This is a genomic window from Verrucomicrobiia bacterium (assembly GCA_035765895.1).
Lineage (GTDB): Bacteria > Verrucomicrobiota > Verrucomicrobiia > Limisphaerales > DSYF01 > DSYF01.
Genome location: DASTWL010000068.1, coordinates 14,298 through 34,583 on the forward strand (window position 1 = coordinate 14,298; position 20,286 = coordinate 34,583).

Below are 20,286 nucleotides of genomic sequence, written 5' to 3' on the forward strand. Positions count from 1 at the left end.
CGGGGAGGGGTCTATTTCGTTACGGTCAACGTGAGTGGGTGGAGATCCGTGTCGCGTGAGGACGTGCCGATGAGGATTTTAAAGTCACCCGGCTCAACGACGTATTTCATGTTCACGTTGTAAAACGCCAGTGACGCCGGGGTGATGTCGAGCGCCACGGTCTGGGATTCGCCGGGTTGCAGCGCCACTTTTTTGAAGCCCTTCAACTCCTTCACCGGCCGCGTCACTGAGCTGACGCAGTCGCGGATGTAAAGCTGCACCACCTCGGTGCCGGCGCGCGGGCCGGTGTTCGTCACGTCCACCAGCACGCGGGTGGCGCCGTTGGGCTTGATGCGCTTTTTCGTCAGCCGGGCGTTGGTCAGGGCAAAAGTCGTGTAGCTGAGCCCGAGCCCGAACGGGAACAGCGGCGTGGCCTCGTCCCACAAATAACCGCGGCGCGCCGAGGGCTTGTGGTTGTAGAACACGGGCAGCTGGCCGACCGAGCGCGGAATGCTGATGGGCAGCTTGCCGCCCGGGTTGAAGTCGCCGAACAAGACGTCCGCCACCGCGTGCCCGCATTCCTGGCCGAGATACCAGCACTCGAAAATGACCGGCACCTTCCGGGCGACGTTGTTGATCGCGAGGGGCCGGCCGTTGAAGAGCAGGGCGATGACCGGCCTGCCCGTCGCCACCAGCGCGTCCACCAGTTCATCCTGACGCCCGATCAAATCGAGACTGGTGCGGTCGCCCTGATGTTTGAGCGACCACGCTTCGCGTGAGGTTTGTTCGTTGCCGCCGATGGCGAGGATGATGACGTCAGCCTGCCGGGCCACTTTGACCGCCTCGGCAATCTGGCGGCGGTCCTCGGCTGGATCGCTGGGAATCACCTCATCCTGCTGCCACGAACCACCCACAGTGATCCGGCAGCCTTCCGCGTGCAGCACCTGCACTTGCGGGCCCACGCGGGCGCGGATGCCGTCGAGCACGGTGACGTTGTGTTTGGGCGCGCCGCTGTAACCGCCGAGCAGCGGCCGGTGCGCGTTCGGGCCGATGACGGCAATCGTCCGGAGCGTTTTGAGGTCCAGCGGCGCAAGGTGATTTTCGTTTTTGAGCAGGGTGATGGTTTCCCGCGCGGCCTGGCGGGCCAGCGCCCGGTGTTCGTCGCAGCCGACCACCCGTTCGGCTTCGGCCGGATCCACGTAAGGATCGTCGAACAGGCCGAGCTTGAATTTCCACAACAGCATCGGCGCGATGAGTTCGTCGAGCTGCTTTTCCTTCAGCGCGCCCCGGCGCACGAGTTCGGCCAGATGCAGATAACAGTCGGGCTCGGGCAGCTCGAGGTTGACGCCGGCCTCGACCGCCAGCCGGCAGGCTTCCTTCTTGTCGTGGGCGACCGCGTGGCCGTGCGTGTCAGGCCGGTGGCCCAGTTCCCAGATCGCGTAATAATCCGAAACGACGAAGCCTTGGAATCCCCATTCCTGGCGCAGCACGTCACGGAGCAACCACCGGTTCGCGTGGGAGGGCACGCCGTCAATTTCGTTGTAGCTGGCCATGACGCTGATGGCGCCGGCCTGCTGGAGGCAGTCCTTGAACGGATGCAGAAAGGTTTCCCGCAGCACCCGTTCGGACACGTTCACGGGCGCGCAATTCTGGCCAGACTCCGGCTGGCTGTGCGCGGCAAAATGTTTGAGCGTGGCGATGACGCGGCGTTTGTCGCGAAACGAGCGGTCGCCCTGAAAGCCCCGCACGGCGGCGACGCCGAGTTGCGTGTTGAGAAACGGATCTTCGCCGTAGGTCTCTTCGACGCGGCCCCAACGCGGGTCGCGCGCCACGTCCACCACGGGCGTCAACGCCTGGTGTGTGCCGCGCACCCGGGCCTCGTAGGCGGTCATCGTGTAGAGCGCTTCCACCAGCGCCGGATTGAACGTGGCGCCGAGTCCGATGGGCTGGGGAAAACTCGTGGCGTCGCGCGCGGCGTGCCCGTGGAGGCATTCCTCGTGGAAAATGACCGGAATACCGAGGCGGGATTCTTCATGAAAGAAACGCTGGATGGCATTGGTCAGTTCGGCCATCTGCCGAGCCGTTCGCCCGAGCCAGGGCGTCGCGGCCGGCGCTCCGGCGTCGCTCGGCCGGCCCACCTGGCCGAGTCCGTGGCCGGACTTGAAGGCGGCCCGGGCTTTGGCGGGGTCGAAATTGCCCGCGGCATCGACGAGCTTTTGCGCCTTCTCCTGCCATACACACATCATCTGCGCCGCCTTTTCCGCCAGCGTCATGCGGGCGAGCAGGTCGCGCACCCGCCTTTCGGCCGGGAGTTGGGGGTTTTGATAAGCGGGGGCGGGTGAAAGCTTTTTGGCCATGTCGAATGGATCGTGTTGGTGGCTTCACGGTAGCAAGCCGGGGCAGGGGGGGACATACGACGAATGGCGGATTCCCCTGGCCGGTTGGACCGGGTGGTGGAAAATGCATTTCGCCCAGCCGGCGGTGGGGATGCGGAGTTATGTCCGGGCCGATGACTTTCCTTCGCCCTTGGGTATGGAACGCATGTATTTGGCCGCCGCCTCGGCCCGGCAACGCACGTGCAGCTTCTCGAAGATGTGCATGAGATGCGTGCGGACGGTCGAGAAGCTGATGTCGAGCCGCGCGCCGATTTCCTTGTTGGTCAGCCCCTCGGTGATGAGGGCAAGGATTTCCGATTCGCGGGGCGACAGTTCGGCGGTTTCGTCATCGCTGCTGGGGCGTTCCATGAAGGAGCGGACAACCATGCGGGCGATTTCCGCGGTCATGGGCGCGCCGCCCGAGCGGACCTCGGCAATCGCCTTCAAAATTTCCGCCTCGTCCGCGCGTTTGAGCACGTAGCCGCAGGCGCCGGCCTTGAGCGCCTGAAAAATCACCTTCGTGTCCTTGTAAACGGTCAGCATGATGACCTGCACCTGGGGGAGCTTTTCCCGCAGGCGCGCGGTGCAGACGATGCCCGATTCGCCCGGCAGATGGATGTCCATGAGCACGACATCCGGCTTCAGCGGGGGAATTTGCGCCAGTGCCTCTTCCGCCGAACGGCAGGTGCACACGCATTGGTAACCCGGCGTGGCCGCGATGTAATCGGCGAGGCACTGCCGCAACATGGCGTTGTCTTCAACGATGGCGACGCGGGTCGGCATGGCAGTGGTGGCTGCCCGCAATTCTGTGGTCAACAACGTGGACATGCGAGTGTAATTCCCGCGCCGGGGCCGGGCGCAATTCGGAGCATAACCCGCCGCGCGGCAAATCCCATCGGTCAGATGGCGGATGCGGCCTGGTCCGGCACCGGCGCGAAGATGGTGACGCGCGTGCCGGCGCCGGTGCGTGACGCGATTTCGCACGTGCCGCCGGTGCGTGCGAGACGTTCCGGCAGGTTGCGCAGGCCGTGGCCTTCGGCGCCGAGTTCGCCCGGTTCAAAGCCCCGGCCGTTGTCCGTGATGACAATCCGAATGCCCTGCACGTCCGCTTCCAGTTGGAACTCCACTTCGCTGGCGCCGGAATGCCGCACGACGTTGTGCAGCGCCTCTTTGACGGCGAGGAACAGATCGTGGCGGACCTGGCCGTCCAGCATCCGGTCCGGCAGCGACACGGGAATCTTGAACCGGCAGACGATGCCGGAAGCCGCGAGGTAATCAGCCGCGTAACCACTGAGGTAATCCGCCAGCGATTGCAGGGAATTGGCCTCGGGATTGACCGCCCACACGATGACGTCCAGCGCGCTGACGAGGGCGCGCGCCTTTTCGGTGATGGCCTGGAACAGCGTGGGCGTGCGCGCGTCGGTGCCGGGCTGGCGCAGGCCCGTGCTGGCCAGCACACGGATTTCCGTGAGACTCGAGCCGAGGTCGTCATGCAGGTCGCGCGCGATGCGGGAGCGTTCCATTTCCAGGGCGCGCTCGCGTTCGGCGTGTTCACGGCGGGCGTGCTCGCGTTCGAACTGCTGCGTGCGGTGGGCCACCTGCCGGCGCAACTGGCTGATCCAGATCGCTGCCATGGCCAGCACCGCGACCAGCGAGGCGACGATGTAGAGCAGGCGCCGCAACGTCCACCACGGCGGGCGTTCCAGCAATTGGATGTCCCGGCGCGTGTTCAGCAACAATTCGAAGCCCGTCAGGTCGCCGTTGCGCTCGTCATCCAGCGTGGCATAAACACCGGCCACCTGCAGGCGGCTGCCGAGGGGAAAATCGTCCGCGAGGTTTTCGGTCGCGTTCAGCCGGGCGCGGAAGGCGCGCAGCCCGGCTTGCAATTCCAGCACCCATTCCACGCCTGCGCGATGAATGCCGATCAACCGCGCTTCCGTCTGGACGCGGGTTGCGTCGGGGCTTTGCCGGCCGGGTTCGTCCGAGGTCCACGTCACGGCGGGCGGCAGCGGTGCGGTGCCGGTCTGGCGCGCCACGGCTTCGTGCAGCCGCGGCACGGGCCCGCTCAATTCCGGGATGCCGACCACTTCCGCCAGGTCCCCCGCCTGCAGCCCGCTGGCGGTGCCGCCCGCCAGCCGGAACCGCAGCCCCTTGCCGTCCTGCATCAGAAAGTATTCGCCGTTGCGTTCCTGCACGATCTGCCCGGCGATTTTCACACGCTCGAAGCCGCTCGCATTCAGGTCGAACAGCAGCAAGTCGGAAATGGTTTTCTCCGGCGCTGCGAACGGATCGGCCATGGGCAACTGGTCAATTTCAACCGTCGGATTACGGAAGCGAATTTCACCGACGCGCACCTGCCGGGTCTGTGAGTCCCATTCAGCCAGCAGGCAGCCGTGAATCCGGACCAGGGTGTTCAACAGACGGCGCAGCGCGGTCTCACCGAGGTTGTGCAGCGTCACGCGGATTTTCCCGCTCTCGGTCAGCAGCGTGACGCGGTTGCCCGCGACCTCGGTGACGATGCCGCGCACTTCGGCGTATTGGGAATCGAGGCTGCCGCTCATCAACTGGTTCCAGCTTGGTCGCACCGGTTCCGGCATCTGTCCGGGCCCGAGCACGCGCACGGATTTGGCCTCAATGACCGGCGCGAAATCACCGACGGCGGTGACGCCCTGAATCTCCGCGTAATCGCCCGGGGCGAAACCGTTCTGATACGACGGTTCATAGCTGAAGAACACGCCGCGGGTGTCGTCCTGCACCACGGCGCCGCCCCATTCCACCAGGCAGGTGATGACCCCACGCACGACGACCGGATGCTGCCGCGCGGCTTCCTTGGCGCTCAGTTGCTGCACCTGCGCGGCGGTGGTGAACACCTGCGGCGTCGAAGGCTGGGCCGCCACCGGGCGCCACACGGCAAACGTCACCCGGGCGCCGTCGTTGGTGGTCACGGTTCCGAGCACATCGATTACCAGGCCGTTGGTGAGCCCGGCCAGGTCCGCCGGCTGGATGGCAATCCCACCGCTGGCGTCGTGCAGTTGAAATGTGCCGGCACGGTTGAGCTCCTGCACGGTGCCGCGCAGGTGAACGATGCCCGGTTCCCTGCCGCCCGGCGTGAGGGCGCGGGCGATTTCAGTCCGGGCGGCCTTTTCCCACTGCTCCGGCGCGACGTCGAGGAGGCGCAGGTGCCCCGCGCCGACGACGGACAGCAAGCGTGATTCGTTTCCGCCGTCCGGACCCAGAACGCGCCGGCAAACGCCGGTCGCCCGGACCCGGCCGTTGAGCAGCAGGCCGGGGGGAATGCCCTCGTTGCTGGCAAGCCAGACGCGGGCTGGGTGCAGGCCGTCGTTCAACACCAGTTCAAGCCCTTCGCGCCCTTTGCCGGCGAATGTCACGGTGCCTTCCAAAGTCTGCCAGGCACCACGTCCGGACTGTGCCGCGGCCGCGTTGGTCACGAGTGTGGCCACGGGCGCCGGGACCGTGCCGAGCTTGGTGATGTCGGGTTGCAATTCGCCGACGTAAAGTTCGGCGCCGTCGTCGGACTTCACGGTGAATTCGTATTCCCCCGCATGGGCAATGGCGATGAGCCCGCGGAACTGCATTGCAACGTCTTCCGTCGGCCGGCGCAGCGCGATGTCAAAGTTCGTGGCGAACCCGCGGTAAATGGGTGCCTGATTGCGCATCTGGTCAAGGGTGGCTGGCGTGTCGTCGTAGCAGAAGAATTCCAATCCCGGGCGGGGTCCGTTCGTGGCCATCGCGCTGAGAAAAAGGACGTCATCGGGAATCCGCTGCGGCGCGCCGTCGGGCCCGCGGTAGCTCACCTCCAGCGCGGCGGGATCCTTGACGTTGAAATAATACAGGCGCAGCGGATGCATCCCGGCGGCGAGCGTGATGCGGCCGGAGCTTTCGGAGACCGAGTGAACACCGCCGTTGTCCACCACCGGTGTGGTGGCCAATGCCACGCAGTTGGGGCGACGAACCAGTTCGCATTGCGGGGCCACGATGTGGAGCTGGTCGCCGGGGGCAAAATCGCGCCCCGCGAGGTTCAGGGCGCAGGCTTCGACACTGGTGGCGTCCGCCAACACGAGCAGGCCACGCGCCGGGTCGGTGGCGCAGACCACGGCTTGCAGATCGACGTCGCACACGCGGTGCTGCTGGGCCTGCACCGCCGCCTGCAATTCCCGCAAGTTGTGCACCACCGTCGCCTCCGCTGCCAGCGCCGCCAGGGAGCGGACCAGCAAGCCAAGCACGAGGAGCCGGAGGAGGCACCCGGCGCGGCCCTTGTGGGCGTCGTGCGGGAGAACATTTAGGCCGGAAGCAGCGGGCATGCGAGTTGTGGCATTAGCGCCGGTCGTTCGGTGGTTGAACTGTGTTGGTTTCCCGGCGGATGAACCATCGGTCAGATGTCGTATAGGCGGGTGATGTCGGCACCGGTATGCTTTTGCTCAAGTCAGCCCCCAAAGCAACATGCGGTGTCATGTGAACACCATGCGACAAGCCATGACTTTTTGGAAAACTATTTCCGTTCCGGATGACGGCGTCGCGCCGCGCATTCAACGCAGCATTGACTACATGCGGGCGCATCTGAACCGGCCGTTGCAGGTGGCCGAACTGGCGGCGCAGGCAGGCTGCTCGGCGTCGCATTATTTCACGCTGTTCAAACGCGCCGTCGGCTGTCCGCCGCTGGATTATTTTACACGGCTGCGGATGCAGCACGCCTGCGAATTGCTGGAGCAGGGTGGGCTGTCGGTCAAAGCCGCGGCGGCCCGGCTGGGCTACGACGATCCGTTTTACTTTTCCCGCGTTTTCAAAGCCACCTGTGGTGTGGCGCCGCGCGATTACCGGGCGTTGCCGGCGGTTTGTCCGCCCGTGTTGCCGCGCCCGGCCGCACTGTCCGGAACCTCAACCCCCGCTTGCTGACAACCATGTTTCACCCCATCCATCGTCCAGCCCGGCGGGCGTTCACGCTGATCGAGCTGCTGGTGGTCATTGCCATCATCGCCATTCTCGCGGCCATGCTGCTGCCGGCGCTGGCCAAGGCCAAATTCAAGGCCAAGGTCATCAACTGCACCTCGAATTACAAGCAGTGGGGCCTCGCGCTCAACATGTATTCCGGGGACAACTCGCGGGGCGCCTATCCTTCGTTCTCGCTCGGCGGCGGCGCCGGGAACAATGCCTGGGACGTGTCACTCGACATGATCACGGGCATGGAGCCGTATGGGTTGACGGTGCCAATGTGGTTCTGTCCCGTGCGGCCCAGCAACCTTGAGGACGCCAATGCGAATTCGCGGGCGCGGACCAGTCCGCCGCACGACATTCAAAACCTCAATGACCTCAAGGTGGCCGTGCAATACACGGGCCTGAGCTTTGGGGTCATCTATCACGACCTCTGGATTCCGCGGCCCTCGGGCTCGGCCATGTTCCCGAACCAGTGGAACACGATTTTGAACCGGCCGAATCCCAACGCCAATGAGGACTATCAATGGCCGTCCAAATCCACCGATTCCACCATCAGCCAGGTGCCCGTGCTGTCGGATCGCGTCATCGGCAGTTCCACCAGTCTGACCGGCGCGGTCGAAGGCCATTACCAGAACGGCAAAGTGGTCGGCGTGAACGCGCTGTTCGGTGACGGTCACGTCGAGCAGCACAACGCCGGCATCATGAAGTGGCGCTGGAAGGGCACGTATTACACCTATTACTGACTCTCGTCCCACGCCCGTCGACGCGCTTCCTGCAAACACAAAGCAACAAACAACACAACCCGACAACCCGCCTATGAAAAACGTTCCCCGTTGGTTCGGCGTTCGCGTGCTGACCGCCGGCGCCCTGCTGCTGGCCGTCTGGAATTCCCGGGCGCAAACGTCCGTGCTGATCAATGCCTTCGACAATGACACCGAAGTCACCCAGAACAGCGGTCAGCCGTGGCAGAACTGGTATGGCACGGCCTTTTACCAGGTGTTATGGGACAGCTCCGATGCCAGCAACAATGCCAGTTCCGGCTCGCTCAAAATCGAGGCCTACTTCGGCAACTCCGGCATCGGCGGCTGTTGCGGGCCGCAGTTTCTCGTCATGGATGGATACAGCGGCATCAACCCGCCACTGATTGGCAATGGCGGGCCCGCCTCGGCGGCGCTGGCCACCAACGTCGAGTTCGATGTCCGCTTTGATCCCGCGTCGTTTGCGGTGACCAATGCCAACAGCACGAACTGGCCGACCATCACGGTGGGCACGCGCGGCCTCGATTACGGGGCGGACAACTTCGGCAACTTCACCATTCCGGCGTCGCAGACGAACTGGATGCACGTCGTCATTCCCATCGGCCCCAACGCCGCCTGGACCAACATCCCGAACGTCTTTTTCAATTATTACACCACGACGTATTCCGATACGGATGCCGCGTATCTCGGGCTTTACCTCGACAACATCCGGTTCACCACGGCCGCCGTCCCGGTGGTGCCGCCCACGATGGCCATCGAGCCGGCCAAACGCGCCCTGCGCGTCTTCGCCGGTTCATCGGGACAATACGACCGGTCGCAGGTCGTCACCGTGGACACGAACCAGTCGTGGATCGGCGGCACGTATCCGGTGTCCTACTCGTTCACGCTGTCCGACTACAGCCTCAATCCGCCATTAAACCAGGTGCACGTGTTTCTCATTCCGCTGGACCACGACGCGGGCGGCGCCATCAACCAATACACGGATTACAGCACCGCTTCGAACAGCGTCTGGCTCCAGATCGTGGGCGGGGCGACCAACGTGACGTGCAACATTTCGTGGAAGACCAACCTGGTCAACGCGAACCCCGATCACGTCGCGCTCAACATCACGAACACCACGGCCATCGGCACCTGGACGCTGACCTTCAGCAATGCTTCGGGCGGCAGCCTGACGGCGCCCGGCGCGGGCCCGGTGCCGTTCACGATTGATGATCCGGACATCGCCACGGATTTCGCCAATCCGCTGGTGGCCTTTTTCGGCGTGCAGCCGAACGACCCGGCGGCCATTGGTCAGCACGCGGATTATGCCCGTATCCAGACCGCGGGCGTGGTGGGCGTGCCGGTGAACGTGGACTTCACCACCGCGACCGCGCTCGACACCAACATTCTCAGCACGAGCGCGGCGGCCAAGCCGGCCAGCGTGGTGCTGGTGGGCGGCGACGCCGCTTATTGGGTCAATTGGAGCTATCCGGATTATGGCGTGGTGCTCGGCACGAAAGCCGATTTGGGCAATGCGGCGCTGTCGTGGAAAACGCCCGCGTATTTCACGGGCTACGCGAGCAACGCCGTCTTCCAAAGCCTGATGGGCCCGAGCAAGGTATGGTCCCTGATTCCGAAGTCCGGCCTGCCCACCGTGGATGGCCTGTCGAATGGCGTGCGCTCCGCGAACGCCTTCTTCCGGCTCTCCAGTCCGGGACCAGCCGAGTAGCGCGTCGGCATCCCAAGACGACAACGCTTAAACTGAAAATGGCGGTGGTCGGCGATCCGGCCACCGCCAAGCTTGAACCAAAACCGCAACGCATGAACATCGCCCTCAACCTGCGGACGGCTCTGCTGGCCATTGCCCTCAGCGCCCTCGCACTGCCGTTATCCAGCCTGGCTGACACCACCATTGGCAGCTGGCAGACTTCCAGCAGCGACGGCTGGATCAACAGTCTGTCCGGCGGAACTTCGATCACCGACACCGCGATCTCGCCGGGCATTTACAGTTTTGTAGGGGGCGCCGTCAGCGGATACAGCCAGAGCCTCCAGATCAACCAGGGCGGCTACGGCTCGACGCTGGCGATCAAATTGCAGGACAACGGTTACGTGGACGATTTTCTCGACAACCACCTTTTGTCCTTCACCTTCTCCGTGCCATCGGCGGCAGCCTCCGGTTCCACCGCCGGCTATTCACAGGTGTATGCGCTGACCCTCAATGCATCGGGATTTGGCTACAACAACATCGGCTCGGCGGACACCTGGCCCAACACGACCGCCACGGGCGATACCGGCAACAACTCGGCCGGTGGCCAGCCCAACTTCTACTTCTACAGCGGGGCACCGGCGCGGACGGAAACCGTCACCATCGACTATTCCAGCCTGCTGCCGGCCATCACGGCCACGCCGACCAACGGCTACATCGAACTGATGTTCACGTTCAACAACGGCGGCGGAGCGCCGGCCAATTTCTTTCTGAACAACGTGACGTTGTCCGGCGGGCCGGCGGCTGCGCCGGAACCTTCCGCACTGGCTTTGGTTGGGGTGGGTGTTGTGGGCTTGCTGGCGGCGCGCCGCACGCGCCGCCCGCCGGCTTTGACCGCTTAAGCTCTGGAACGGATGACTTTCTCTTGTATTTCGCCGGCGCCGTGGAACCGTGGTTTCTGCGGCGCCTTGCTTTTGGCGGCCCTGATATTTGCCGGCGTTTGCCCGGCCCAAAATCTGGCGTCCAATCCCGGCTTCGAATCCGGTGACACAGCCGGTTGGACCGGCTTTGGCGCAGTCGCCCTTTCTGTCCAGACAACGACGGTTCACGCCGGCAGCTACGCCGCGCTGGTGCAGAATCGCACGGCCACCTGGAATGGCCTCGCGCAATCCCTGCAAGCCGCACTGGAGCCCGGACAGGTTTACAATCTTTCGGCCTGGGTGCGCCTTGCGGACGCGGGCAGTGAGACGGTCCAGTTGACCATGAAAAAAGTGGATGCGGACGGCGACGGCTATGCGGCCATCGCGAGCGGGACGGTGTCCGCCGCCGGCTGGACGCAGTTGAGCGGCCAATACGCCCTGACCGTCTCCGGCGTGCTGACGTCGCTGACGTTTTATGTCGAAGTGCCGTCCAGCACCACGGCCTCATTTTATGTGGACGACGTGGACGTGGAGCCGGTCAATCCGGGAGGGACGGGCACGAACGGTGCAAGCCTCATTGACGCGGCGGAGGTGCATCAGCGGATTGACGGCTTCGGCGCCTCGTCGGCCTGGCGCAGTTCCTGGTCCGCGAGCGCCGCCGACAAATATTTTTCGACGAACAACGGCATCGGCCTTTCCCTGCTGCGCACCCGCATTGCGCCGGGCGGCACGACGGTAGAGGGCAGCATCATGCAAATGGCGCGGGACCGCGGGGCACGGGTTTGGAGCTCGCCGTGGAGTCCGGCCACTCCGTTCAAGAGCAACACGAACGTCAATGGCGGCAGCTTCGTCGGGAATCCCGCCAACTATCAGGCCTACGCCGCCCAACTGGCCGGCTACGTTGCGAACATGAAAGCACAGCTGGGCGTCACGCTGTATGCGCTCTCGGTGCAAAACGAGCCCGATGCGAACGTCACCAACTACGAATCCTGCAATTGGACGGCGCAGCAAATTCACGATTTTGTGCCGTATCTTCGCGCCGCGCTCGTGGCGAGCAATGTGGGCGCCACCCGAATCATGCTGCCGGAAAGCCAGAACTGGACCGATCCACGCGGCCTGGCGGCACTGGCCTTGAACGACCCCAATGTGCTGCCGGCCGTGGGCATTGTGGCGAATCATAATTACGTGCCCGACAACCAGCACGGCGACCAGGCGCCGCCCGCGGCGTTGGCGACGCAGGGCCGGGCCCTCTGGGAAACGGAGGTTTCCACGTTCAACGCCTACGATGGGAGCATCACCAACGGCATCTACTGGGCCGAACGCATTCACGCATTTCTGACCGTGGCCCAGGCCAACGCGTGGCATTACTGGTGGCTGAGCGCCTACGGCTCCGATAATTCCGGGCTCGCCAACAACAGCGATGTGCTGGCCAAGCGTGCCTATGTCGTCGGTCAATTCAGCCGGTTCGTCCGCCCGGATTTTTATCGTATCGGCGTGGTGACCAATTCCGGTGGCGCGCTGGTGAGCGCATTCAAGGATTCCGTCTCGCCGCGCTTTGCCATTGTGGCCATCAATCCCGGAACCAACGCTGTCGAACAAACCTTCACGCTGGCCCATTTGGGCGTCGTGACCAGTGTGACGCCGTGGATCACCTCGGCGGCATTGTCACTGGCCGGCCAGGCGGCCGTCACGGTCAGCAACGCAACATTCGCGTATTCGCTACCGCCGATGAGCGTGGTGACTTTTGTGGGCCAGGCCGCGACCAACACGGCCCCGACCCTGGCCGCCGAGACCAACGCGGTCGTCGATGCCGGTGTCAACGTGGTGGTGACCAATCTGGCGGTGGACCCCGACGTGCCCCCGCAAACGCTCGCCTATACGCTCGTGCAGGCGCCGACCAACACGGTGCTGAATCCGGTCACGGGCGTGCTGACGTGGCGGCCGCCGGTCAGCCGGGCGGACTCGACCAATCTCATCACCATCCGGGTCAGCGACAATGGCTCGCCGAGTTTGAGCGACACGAACAGCTTCACGGTCATCGTGAAGCCGCTCAGTGAACCAACGCTTGAGCCGGCGGAAGCGGCGGGCGGCGGCGTCCAGTTGCGCGTCAACGGCACGCTGGGGCCGGATTACACCTTGCAGACCTCGACCGACTTGGTGAACTGGCTCACGCTGTTTACCACGAACCCGGTCGCCATGCCGTTTGATTTGACCGATACCAACGCGGGAGACGCCGCGCGTTTTTACCGGCTGCGCCTCGGGCCGTGAACGCGGCGATGCCCTCCCATGTCATGAAACGAATCCCAATTTCGCCAGTCCGATGGCTGCGGGCCGGCGGCGCGTTGTTGGCCGTGCTGTTTGCGGGTGGCGTGGGCGCCGCGGACCAGGCGCCGTTGCCGTTTGTGAGTCCCATGTTTGGCGACAACATGGTCCTGCAGCGCGGCAAGACGAACACGATCTGGGGCTGGACGCAGCCCGGCCAGGAAGTTCGCGTGGCAGTTGCCGGCCGTTCCACCACGGGCACGGCGGGCGCCGACGGCCGCTGGCAGGTCCGCTTGCTGCCGCCGGAGTCCGCCGGGCCCCTGACCCTGCGGGTTTCCGGACCGCAAACCGCGACGTTCACGAACGTTCTTGTCGGCGACGTTTGGCTGTGCGGCGGACAATCGAACATGGAACTGCCGTTGCGCGCCGCCCGGAACGGCGAAGCCGAAAGCAAGGCCGCCCATCATCCCGACATCCGGCTGTTCACCGTCGCCCATCACGTCGCCTATGCGCCGGCGGCGGTGGTCGCCGGATCGTGGAAGGTTTGTTCGCCGGAAACGATCGCCGAGAACGGCGGCTTTTCGGCAGTGGGATACTTCTTCGGGCGCAAACTGCAAACGGAACTGCACGTGCCCGTCGGCTTGATTCAGGACTGTGTTGGTGGCACGCCTGCCGAAAGCTGGATGAGCCCGTCGGCCTTGCATGCGTTGGGAGATTTCGAAGCGCCGCTCGCGGAGATGGCCCGCTTGCATGCCCGCGGGGGGCCGGAATACGGGAGCTTTCTCATGCACTGGCTTGACGAATACGACCTCGGTTCGGGCACCCACTTCTGGGGCGCATCGGCGCTGGACGAAGCGGACTGGAAACCCGTGACGATCCCTGGCGGCTTCCGCGAACTGGGCGTGCCTGAGGTGCCAAGCGTGTGCTGGTTCCGTCGCGAAATCATCCTGCCCGATCCGTTGCCGGCGGGGCCGGCGATGTTGTTTCTCGGCTCGATCGAGAAAATGGACACGGCCTACGTCAACGGCCAGTGGGTCGGCGCCAGTTCGTGGGTTGAAAACCCGCGCGTGTATTTCATCAAGAACGGCGTGCTGCATTCCGGCACGAACACGCTGGCGGTGCGCATCTTCAAATTGAAACCTGACGGCGGATTTCTCGCGAAGCCGGAAACGCTCCGTCTGAGGCTGGGCGACAAGTCCACGATTCCGCTCGCGGGTGCATGGCGGGGCAGGCTCAGCGTGGACGCCCGGCCGCCGCATCCGTTGCCGATGACATTTGAGAATTACCCTACGATGCCGGTGGTATTGTATCACGGCATGTTGCAGCCTGTGGCGCCGCTCGCGCTGCGCGGTGCGATTTGGTATCAGGGCGAGGCCAACTTCCTGCGCGCCCACCAATACCGGACCCTGTTGCCGGCGTTGATCCGCGACTGGCGTGCGCTCTTCCAGCAGGGTGATTTTCCGTTCTACATCGTCAGCCTGCCGGCCTTCATGCACCGCCGGGAGCAGCCCGGCGACGACGCGTGGGCCGAACTGCGGGAGGCGCAGGCGTTGACCGCGCAAACGGTGACGAACACTGCGCTCGCGGTGACGGTGGACACCGGCGACGCCGACAACATTCATCCACCGGAGAAACAGGTCGTCGGCGAACGGCTCGCGCGGTGCGCTTTGGCGCAGGAGTTTGCCCGGGTGATTCCGTATCGCGGTCCCGAGTTCGCGTCCATGACCACCCGGCCGGGCGTGTTGGTCCTGCGCTTTCGATATACGGATGGCGGTCTCGTGGCCAAAAGCGGCGCCTTGGGTGAATTTTCAGTTGCCGGCAAGGACCGCCACTGGCACTGGGCACAGGCGCGTATCGCGGGCGATGCCGTGGTGGTTTCGTCTCCGGACGTGCCCGAACCGGTGGCCGCGCGTTACGCCTGGCAGGCCAACCCGGCGGCGACGCTGTTCAACGGCGCGGGCCTGCCGGCGGTTCCGTTCCGCACGGACGACTGGCCCGGTGCCACCGACCACGCCCAACCGTGGTAGGTGGCGCGTAGTTTTGTTGAGGTTGAATCGCGTCAAGCCGCGCCGCCCCGCTCGCCGTTGATCAGCTGCAGGCCGGCGCGGATGTAGCCGAGCGCAAAGGCCATGCCGGCGTGCCACGGCGCGGCGCAACTCATCTGCGGCGCGTGATCCGGAATCAGCACGCCGGTAAAATGGTTCCGCTTCAGGATCCGCAGCACGCGCAGGATGTCCACCGCGCCATCGTCAATGAACGTTTCGCGATAGTGCGGCACCTTGTCGCGCACGTTGCGCAGGTGCACGTAGGCCAGCCGGCCCTGGCGGCTGTAAGTGTCCACGACGTCGTAAATGTCGCCCTCGGTCATTTCGGCCAGCGTGCCGACGCAGAATTCGAGCGCGTTGCGCGGGCTGGGCTTGAGATCGATCAACTTCTGGTAAAGGCGCGGCTGGTGGACGAGCCGGGGTTGTGCGCGGACCGTGGGCATCGGCGGATCGTCGGGATGCGCGGCGAGCGTGACGCCCGCTTCTTCGGCAACCGGAATCAACGCGTCGAGAAAGTCCTTGAGCCGGGCCCACAATTGTTCGGAGGTGGCCGACGGCACCACGCCGGGCGCGGCGTTCCGGTCGTAAACCATGTTCCAAACCATGCCGTTGGGCAGCGGCTTGTCAAAAGGGCCATCCATGCCCACGGCCTCGGCGTCGCCGCGGGCGAATGGACCCTTCACGCGGCCGGCCACGCCGGCGATGGAGAAGTTGTAGCCAAAGACCGGAATGTCCGCCCGGCCGACGCTGCGGATGAGCTGTTTGAGGTTTTCGAGCTGCTGTGTCTTTTTCGGTCCGTCGAGCAGCACGTCGTGCCAGTGCGCGGGATCGAAGTTCTCGACGGCTTCGAGTTCGAGTCCGGCCGCGTTGATGTCGCGCTTGATCGCCGCGAGTTCCTCGTAACCCCAGAGGTGGTCCGGGTCGCCGGCGAGGCCCCAGCCCGAATCATCGCCGACGGGCTGGTCGCCGGGCTGGTTGCTGCGCGAGGAGCGGAAGTAATCCACGAGGTGGATGACCAGATGCGTGCAGCCGCATTGTTTGGCGAAGCGGTAATGCTCCGCGTCGAGTTGGTGCCGGTAAAGACCAAGTCCCAGTTTCATGCGCGCCGCTGCTGGTGCATCCACCTGCGTGGATGCGCGGGTTCAGATGAATTCGTTGATGAGGTTTTCGAGCATTTCCTGACGGCCGCTGCGGCTGGGCGCGGCTTCGCCCTTCTGCAACGCATAAGCTTCCAGCTCCTTCAGGCCGACGCGGCCCTTTTCGATGTCGCGGCCGATGCCCGAGTCCCACGAGGCGTAACGTTGCTGGATGAACTTCGCGAACCGGCCGTCCTTGCGAATCGCGGCGGCAATCTTCAGCCCGCGCGCGAAGGCGTCCATGCCGCCGATGTGCGCGTGGAACAGGTCCACCGGTTCGAAGCTTTCGCGGCGCACCTTGGCGTCGAAGTTCAAGCCGCCCTTCTTCAAGCCGCCCATGCCGAGCACGGCGAGCATGATTTGCGTGGTGAGATAAATGTTCGTCGGGAACTGGTCCGTGTCCCAGCCCAGCAGCTCGTCGCCAACGTTGGCGTCAATTGAGCCGAGCCTGCCGGCGTTTGCGCACACCTGCAGCTCGTGCCACATCGAATGGCCCGCGAGCGTGGCGTGGTTCGTCTCGATGTTGAGCTGGAAATGTTCGAGCAGGCCGAACTCGCGGAGAAAGTTCAGGCACGCCGCCGCATCCGAATCATACTGGTGCTTGGTGGGCTCCTTCGGTTTCGGTTCGATGAAGAACTGGCCCTTGAAGCCGATGGCCTTCTTGTGCGCGACGGCCAGGTGCAGCAGCTTCGCGAGGTGTTCCTGTTCGCGCTTCATGTCGGTGTTGAGCAGCGTGGAATAGCCTTCGCGGCCGCCCCAGAACACGTAGCCCGAGCCGCCCAGCGCGTGCGTGACTTCGAGGGCCTTCTTCACCTGTGCGGCGGCGAAGGCAAACACGTCGGCGTTGCAGCTCGTGGCCGCACCGTGCACGAAGCGCGGATGCGAGAACAGATTGGCCGTGCCCCAGAGCAGCTTGATGCCGGTGCGCCGCTGCTCCTGCTTGAGCACCTTGACCACGGCGTCAAGGTTGGCGTGGCTTTCCGCGAGCGAGCGGCCTTCGGGGGCCACGTCGCGGTCGTGGAAGCAGTAAAACGGTGCGCCGAGCTTGGCCATGAATTCAAAGGCCACCCGGGCGCGGTGCTGGGCATTTTCGACGGAGTTGGAGCCGTCGTCCCACGGACGTTGCATCGTGCCCGCGCCGAACGGGTCGGAGCCGGTGCCGCGGAACGTGTGCCAGTAGCTCACGGCAAAACGCAGGTGGTCCTCCATGGTCCGGCCCTCGACCTTCTCGCTGGCGTTGTAATGTTTGAACGCGAGTGGATTCTTTGACTTCGGTCCTTCGTAACGAATGGCTTTGATGCCCTTGAATGCTTCCATGTTGCTGTGGTTTATGTTGGTTGCCATTGCTGGCGATTGCTGTTTACGACGTCCGTCCGGCGCGCGGACGGGTTGCTTGCGAATTGCGGTGGTGGCGCGCGGTGCGGTTCCCGGCCGGAAACGTTCCGGCGGGCCGGCCTCGCTGGGGCGCGCGCCAACCGTGTTCGCGACCCATCTTGTCAGGACTGCTCCCCGGTCCACCATCCAGAAATTGAGCGGTAGTGCGGCATCCGGCTTAACGTCGGAAAAGCCTCTCGGGCGGTCTGCCAAGAGCACGCGGCCTCATGGCTGAACGGGCGGAGCGGATGCCGCGGCGCCGGGTGCGAAATGGCGCGCTGCGAATTGCAGGAATACCGGCCAGTTCGGGGTGTCGCTGTGGCCGCCCGGATGCTGGCGAAACGCAAGGTCGCCCGACACCAAGGCTGCGCCGATCGGCGGGAATTCAGTCGTGCCCAGGTCGCGTTTGCCGAGCAGCCGGTAAACCGGACCCGCCGCGGCGGCGGCCATGAACATGCCTTTGGCGTCCGCCCACCCATCGCCTTGCGTGGCGCCGCCGCCGATGAACACGGGGCGGGGCGCGCAGAGCGCGATCAGTTCATGGGCGTCCACGGGGAGGTCGTTCCAATGCAGTGGCCCGGCGTATTTCAGAAAGTTGCCCGCCATCCAGTGATATTCGCCGCTGCCAGCGACGTTCTCGACCGTTTCGCCAAAGTCGCGCCGGAACAGTTTCGCGCCGCCTTCGCCGGAGGAGCTGATGTAGGCGATGGCAAAGCGCGGATCATACGCCATCGCCACCAAGGCCGCCTTGCCGTAACGTGAATGCCCCTCCAGTCCGACGCGCTTCGCGTCCACCGCGGGGTCGGTGGCAAAGTAATCGAGCGCCCGGCTTGCCCCCCACGCCCAGGCACGCAGGGCGCCCCAGTCATCGAGCTTCCGGGGCTGCCCGTGGTTGACGAGCCCGATGATGCCACGCATCAGCCCCGCGCCGTTGTCGGGCTGGATGCTCGTTGGAATCAGTGATGCGTAACCCCAGCCCCTGGCCAGAACTTGCTGCTGCCATGAGGGCTCGTTGCCAGCGGGCGCGCCCGGGCGGCGGCCGAAGTTGGGAAAGTTGAAGCTCAACTGCAGGATCACCGGCACCGGCTGTTTGGCGTTGGCCGGCGTGGTCAACGTCAGCTCGATGTTGACCGCAATGTTCGTGTCGCCGGAATTGTCCACTTGCCCGACGAGCTGCTTGGTTACGACTGGGAAGGTCCCGTTGGTTTCCGGCGTGGTGCGGAGAACTTTCCACGTGATCGAGGGCGTCACCTGCGGCGCGCGCCCGTAGATTTCGCGGTCGAAGTCCTCCACAATCTCCGGTCGGCGCTGCTCCCACCACATGGCGGGTGTCGTGACGGGCCGGCCGTCCTTCAAGGTCAGCGGATCGGGCAGGTCGGGATGAGGATTGGCCCTGGCTTCTTCGTAATTGGCGTAAAACGGCGACTGCGGATTGTTGCCGTCGCGGCCCCGGCGCAACGTGCTGATGTGCAGCAAATCCATGAGACGCCGGTGATCCTGTTCGGCCAGCGCGCGTTCATCCGCGGGGGGACGGCGAATGGCCGGACGGGGTGTTTGTGGTGGCCGCCGGTGTGCCTGGAGCAAATACGAGGAGCAGCGCAAGCGCCCCGGTCCGGCGCGCGATTCGCAACAAAGAGTTCCGCATCATGTCGGGATTCAGTAAAGCCCACGCGCCGTCGGTTTCGGGCCGTAGCGGGGCGTTGACTTTGCCGGCTTCAAAACTACCAATCCCGCCGTCCGGGTGGAATGGACGATTCTTTGGCCCCTGCTCCCGGCTTAATCCTCCGTGGTGGTGGTGCAAGTGGCCTTCACGACCTCGCCCCGGCTGACGGCGTTACGCGGGACGCTGTGCGTCCGGAATACCAGTTGATCAACGCCGGCATCACGCGGTCGGCAGGCGCACACAGCCACCGCGTCGGCGGTGTGGTGATCGAAGCATTTCATTATGTCTGGGCAGGCTTGGAAAAGTTCAGAACCATGCCGGCATCGACGACCCGGTGCGGGGCTGCTGCCGTCAGGACGGCTACAGTATTTATGAAACTGCTATAGGCAACGCGTCCTCTGCCATCACGGGCTCGTCAGATGTTCGATCATCGCCGGTGGGTCGCCTCTGGTCCCGGAAACCTTACTGACACGGTTTGCCCGCTTGCCGCAGTTTCTTCGCTCGCAGGGCTTCGACGAAGCTCACAAACCCGTCGGCCTGTTTGGCCAGGCGTTTCTCCGTGTCTTCGTTGGCAAGCTGGCCGGATGCATCCAGCAGCTTGCCGATGCCCGGCAGGAAAACACGCTCCGGAAAGATGAACGCATTGCGGTAGCCGAAGATCGCCTGCAACTGCTCGACCGGCCGCAGCGCGCCCCAGATGCCCGCCGCCAGGCCGACGAAACACACCGGCCGATGCTCGAAGCTTTCCGGAAAGGGCAGCATGTCAATGAAGTATTTGAGGATGCCGGGCACGCTGCCGTTGTATTCCGGCGTCACGATGACCAGTCCGTCGGACGCGAGCACGGCCTCCGTAAATTTGGCAAAAGATGCCGGCTTTTCCGCGTAGGCTGCCGGCGAGAAAATCTCCGGCGGCAACTCTGCCAGATCAAGCGTTTGCATGGCGACGCCGAGCGATTGATAAATGGCCTCGAGGCGGGCGGTGACCTTGCGCGTGTTGCTGCCCGGACGGTTGGTGCCGCTGAGAATGACAATCATGCCCGAACTTCTACGCGGACTGGCCCGTGGCGTCCATCAAATCCAAGTGTTTTGGCGCCGGGATTCGCTGCCGGTGGGGGAAATAAGAAGCCGGACGGCATT

At 64.4% G+C, this 20,286-nt stretch carries 13 protein-coding genes; 6 read left to right on the forward strand and 7 right to left on the reverse strand.

Annotated elements, in window-relative coordinates:
- Positions 1–11: 11 nt before the first annotated feature.
- From VFV96_13580 to VFV96_13590, 3 genes are all read right to left on the reverse strand, one after another.
- Positions 12–2,336 carry a glycoside hydrolase family 3 N-terminal domain-containing protein gene (locus VFV96_13580; GenBank protein ID HEU5071429.1) on the reverse strand — a complete coding sequence of 775 codons (2,325 nt, stop codon included), beginning with the start codon at positions 2,334–2,336 and terminating at the stop codon, positions 12–14.
- A 138-nt stretch (positions 2,337–2,474) separates the two neighbouring features.
- Positions 2,475–3,182 (reverse strand): response regulator transcription factor, encoded by a 708-nt coding sequence (locus VFV96_13585; GenBank protein ID HEU5071430.1) that lies wholly within the window; start codon positions 3,180–3,182, stop codon positions 2,475–2,477.
- Positions 3,183–3,253: 71 nt separating this feature from the next.
- Positions 3,254–6,676, reverse strand: coding sequence for an ATP-binding protein (locus VFV96_13590; GenBank protein ID HEU5071431.1), 3,423 nt, complete (start codon positions 6,674–6,676; stop codon positions 3,254–3,256).
- 160 nt (positions 6,677–6,836) lie between these two features.
- On the opposite strand from VFV96_13590, the gene VFV96_13595 reads away from it, so the two are divergent.
- The 6 genes from VFV96_13595 to VFV96_13620 all read left to right on the forward strand — a co-directional run bounded on the left by VFV96_13595 (position 6,837) and on the right by VFV96_13620 (position 14,958).
- Positions 6,837–7,268 carry an AraC family transcriptional regulator gene (locus VFV96_13595; protein ID HEU5071432.1) on the forward strand — a complete coding sequence of 144 codons (432 nt, stop codon included), beginning with the start codon at positions 6,837–6,839 and terminating at the stop codon, positions 7,266–7,268.
- Between the two features lie 5 nt (positions 7,269–7,273).
- Entirely contained in the window at positions 7,274–8,050 is a 777-nt protein-coding gene (locus VFV96_13600) for a prepilin-type N-terminal cleavage/methylation domain-containing protein (GenBank protein HEU5071433.1), read from the forward strand.
- Positions 8,051–8,123: 73 nt separating this feature from the next.
- Entirely contained in the window at positions 8,124–9,773 is a 1,650-nt protein-coding gene (locus VFV96_13605) for a hypothetical protein (GenBank protein ID HEU5071434.1), read from the forward strand.
- A gap of 92 nt (positions 9,774–9,865) precedes the next feature.
- Entirely contained in the window at positions 9,866–10,651 is a 786-nt protein-coding gene (locus VFV96_13610) for a PEP-CTERM sorting domain-containing protein (protein ID HEU5071435.1), read from the forward strand.
- A gap of 72 nt (positions 10,652–10,723) precedes the next feature.
- Positions 10,724–12,937: a carbohydrate binding domain-containing protein gene (locus VFV96_13615; protein HEU5071436.1), complete on the forward strand. Its 2,214-nt coding sequence runs from the start codon at positions 10,724–10,726 to the stop codon at positions 12,935–12,937.
- Between the two features lie 23 nt (positions 12,938–12,960).
- Positions 12,961–14,958, forward strand: a complete 1,998-nt coding sequence (locus VFV96_13620; protein HEU5071437.1) for a sialate O-acetylesterase — start codon at positions 12,961–12,963, stop codon at positions 14,956–14,958.
- Between the two features lie 32 nt (positions 14,959–14,990).
- On the opposite strand, the gene VFV96_13625 is transcribed toward VFV96_13620, so the two are convergent.
- The 4 genes from VFV96_13625 to VFV96_13640 all read right to left on the reverse strand — a co-directional run bounded on the left by VFV96_13625 (position 14,991) and on the right by VFV96_13640 (position 20,184).
- Positions 14,991–16,076, reverse strand: coding sequence for a mannonate dehydratase (locus VFV96_13625; protein ID HEU5071438.1), 1,086 nt, complete (start codon positions 16,074–16,076; stop codon positions 14,991–14,993).
- A gap of 42 nt (positions 16,077–16,118) precedes the next feature.
- A complete protein-coding gene (gene xylA / locus VFV96_13630; GenBank protein HEU5071439.1) occupies positions 16,119–17,429 on the reverse strand; it encodes a xylose isomerase in 1,311 nt (436 codons plus the stop codon).
- A 282-nt stretch (positions 17,430–17,711) separates the two neighbouring features.
- Complete coding sequence (locus tag VFV96_13635; GenBank protein ID HEU5071440.1) at positions 17,712–18,968, reverse strand: acetylxylan esterase; 1,257 nt, start codon at positions 18,966–18,968, stop codon at positions 17,712–17,714.
- A 643-nt stretch (positions 18,969–19,611) separates the two neighbouring features.
- Positions 19,612–20,184 carry an NAD(P)H-dependent oxidoreductase gene (locus tag VFV96_13640; GenBank protein ID HEU5071441.1) on the reverse strand — a complete coding sequence of 191 codons (573 nt, stop codon included), beginning with the start codon at positions 20,182–20,184 and terminating at the stop codon, positions 19,612–19,614.
- Positions 20,185–20,286 lie beyond the last annotated feature (102 nt).

Coding starts and splice junctions, on each gene's coding strand:
- VFV96_13580 (HEU5071429.1), bottom strand. CDS start 2,336: ATGGCCAAAAAGCTTTCACCCGCCCCCGCTTATCAAAACCCCCAACTC.
- VFV96_13585 (HEU5071430.1), bottom strand. CDS start 3,182: ATGTCCACGTTGTTGACCACAGAATTGCGGGCAGCCACCACTGCCATG.
- VFV96_13590 (HEU5071431.1), bottom strand. CDS start 6,676: ATGCCCGCTGCTTCCGGCCTAAATGTTCTCCCGCACGACGCCCACAAG.
- VFV96_13595 (HEU5071432.1), top strand. CDS start 6,837: ATGCGACAAGCCATGACTTTTTGGAAAACTATTTCCGTTCCGGATGAC.
- VFV96_13600 (HEU5071433.1), top strand. CDS start 7,274: ATGTTTCACCCCATCCATCGTCCAGCCCGGCGGGCGTTCACGCTGATC.
- VFV96_13605 (HEU5071434.1), top strand. CDS start 8,124: ATGAAAAACGTTCCCCGTTGGTTCGGCGTTCGCGTGCTGACCGCCGGC.
- VFV96_13610 (HEU5071435.1), top strand. CDS start 9,866: ATGAACATCGCCCTCAACCTGCGGACGGCTCTGCTGGCCATTGCCCTC.
- VFV96_13620 (HEU5071437.1), top strand. CDS start 12,961: ATGAAACGAATCCCAATTTCGCCAGTCCGATGGCTGCGGGCCGGCGGC.
- VFV96_13625 (HEU5071438.1), bottom strand. CDS start 16,076: ATGAAACTGGGACTTGGTCTTTACCGGCACCAACTCGACGCGGAGCAT.
- xylA (HEU5071439.1), bottom strand. CDS start 17,429: ATGGAAGCATTCAAGGGCATCAAAGCCATTCGTTACGAAGGACCGAAG.
- VFV96_13635 (HEU5071440.1), bottom strand. CDS start 18,968: ATGGATTTGCTGCACATCAGCACGTTGCGCCGGGGCCGCGACGGCAAC.
- VFV96_13640 (HEU5071441.1), bottom strand. CDS start 20,184: ATGATTGTCATTCTCAGCGGCACCAACCGTCCGGGCAGCAACACGCGC.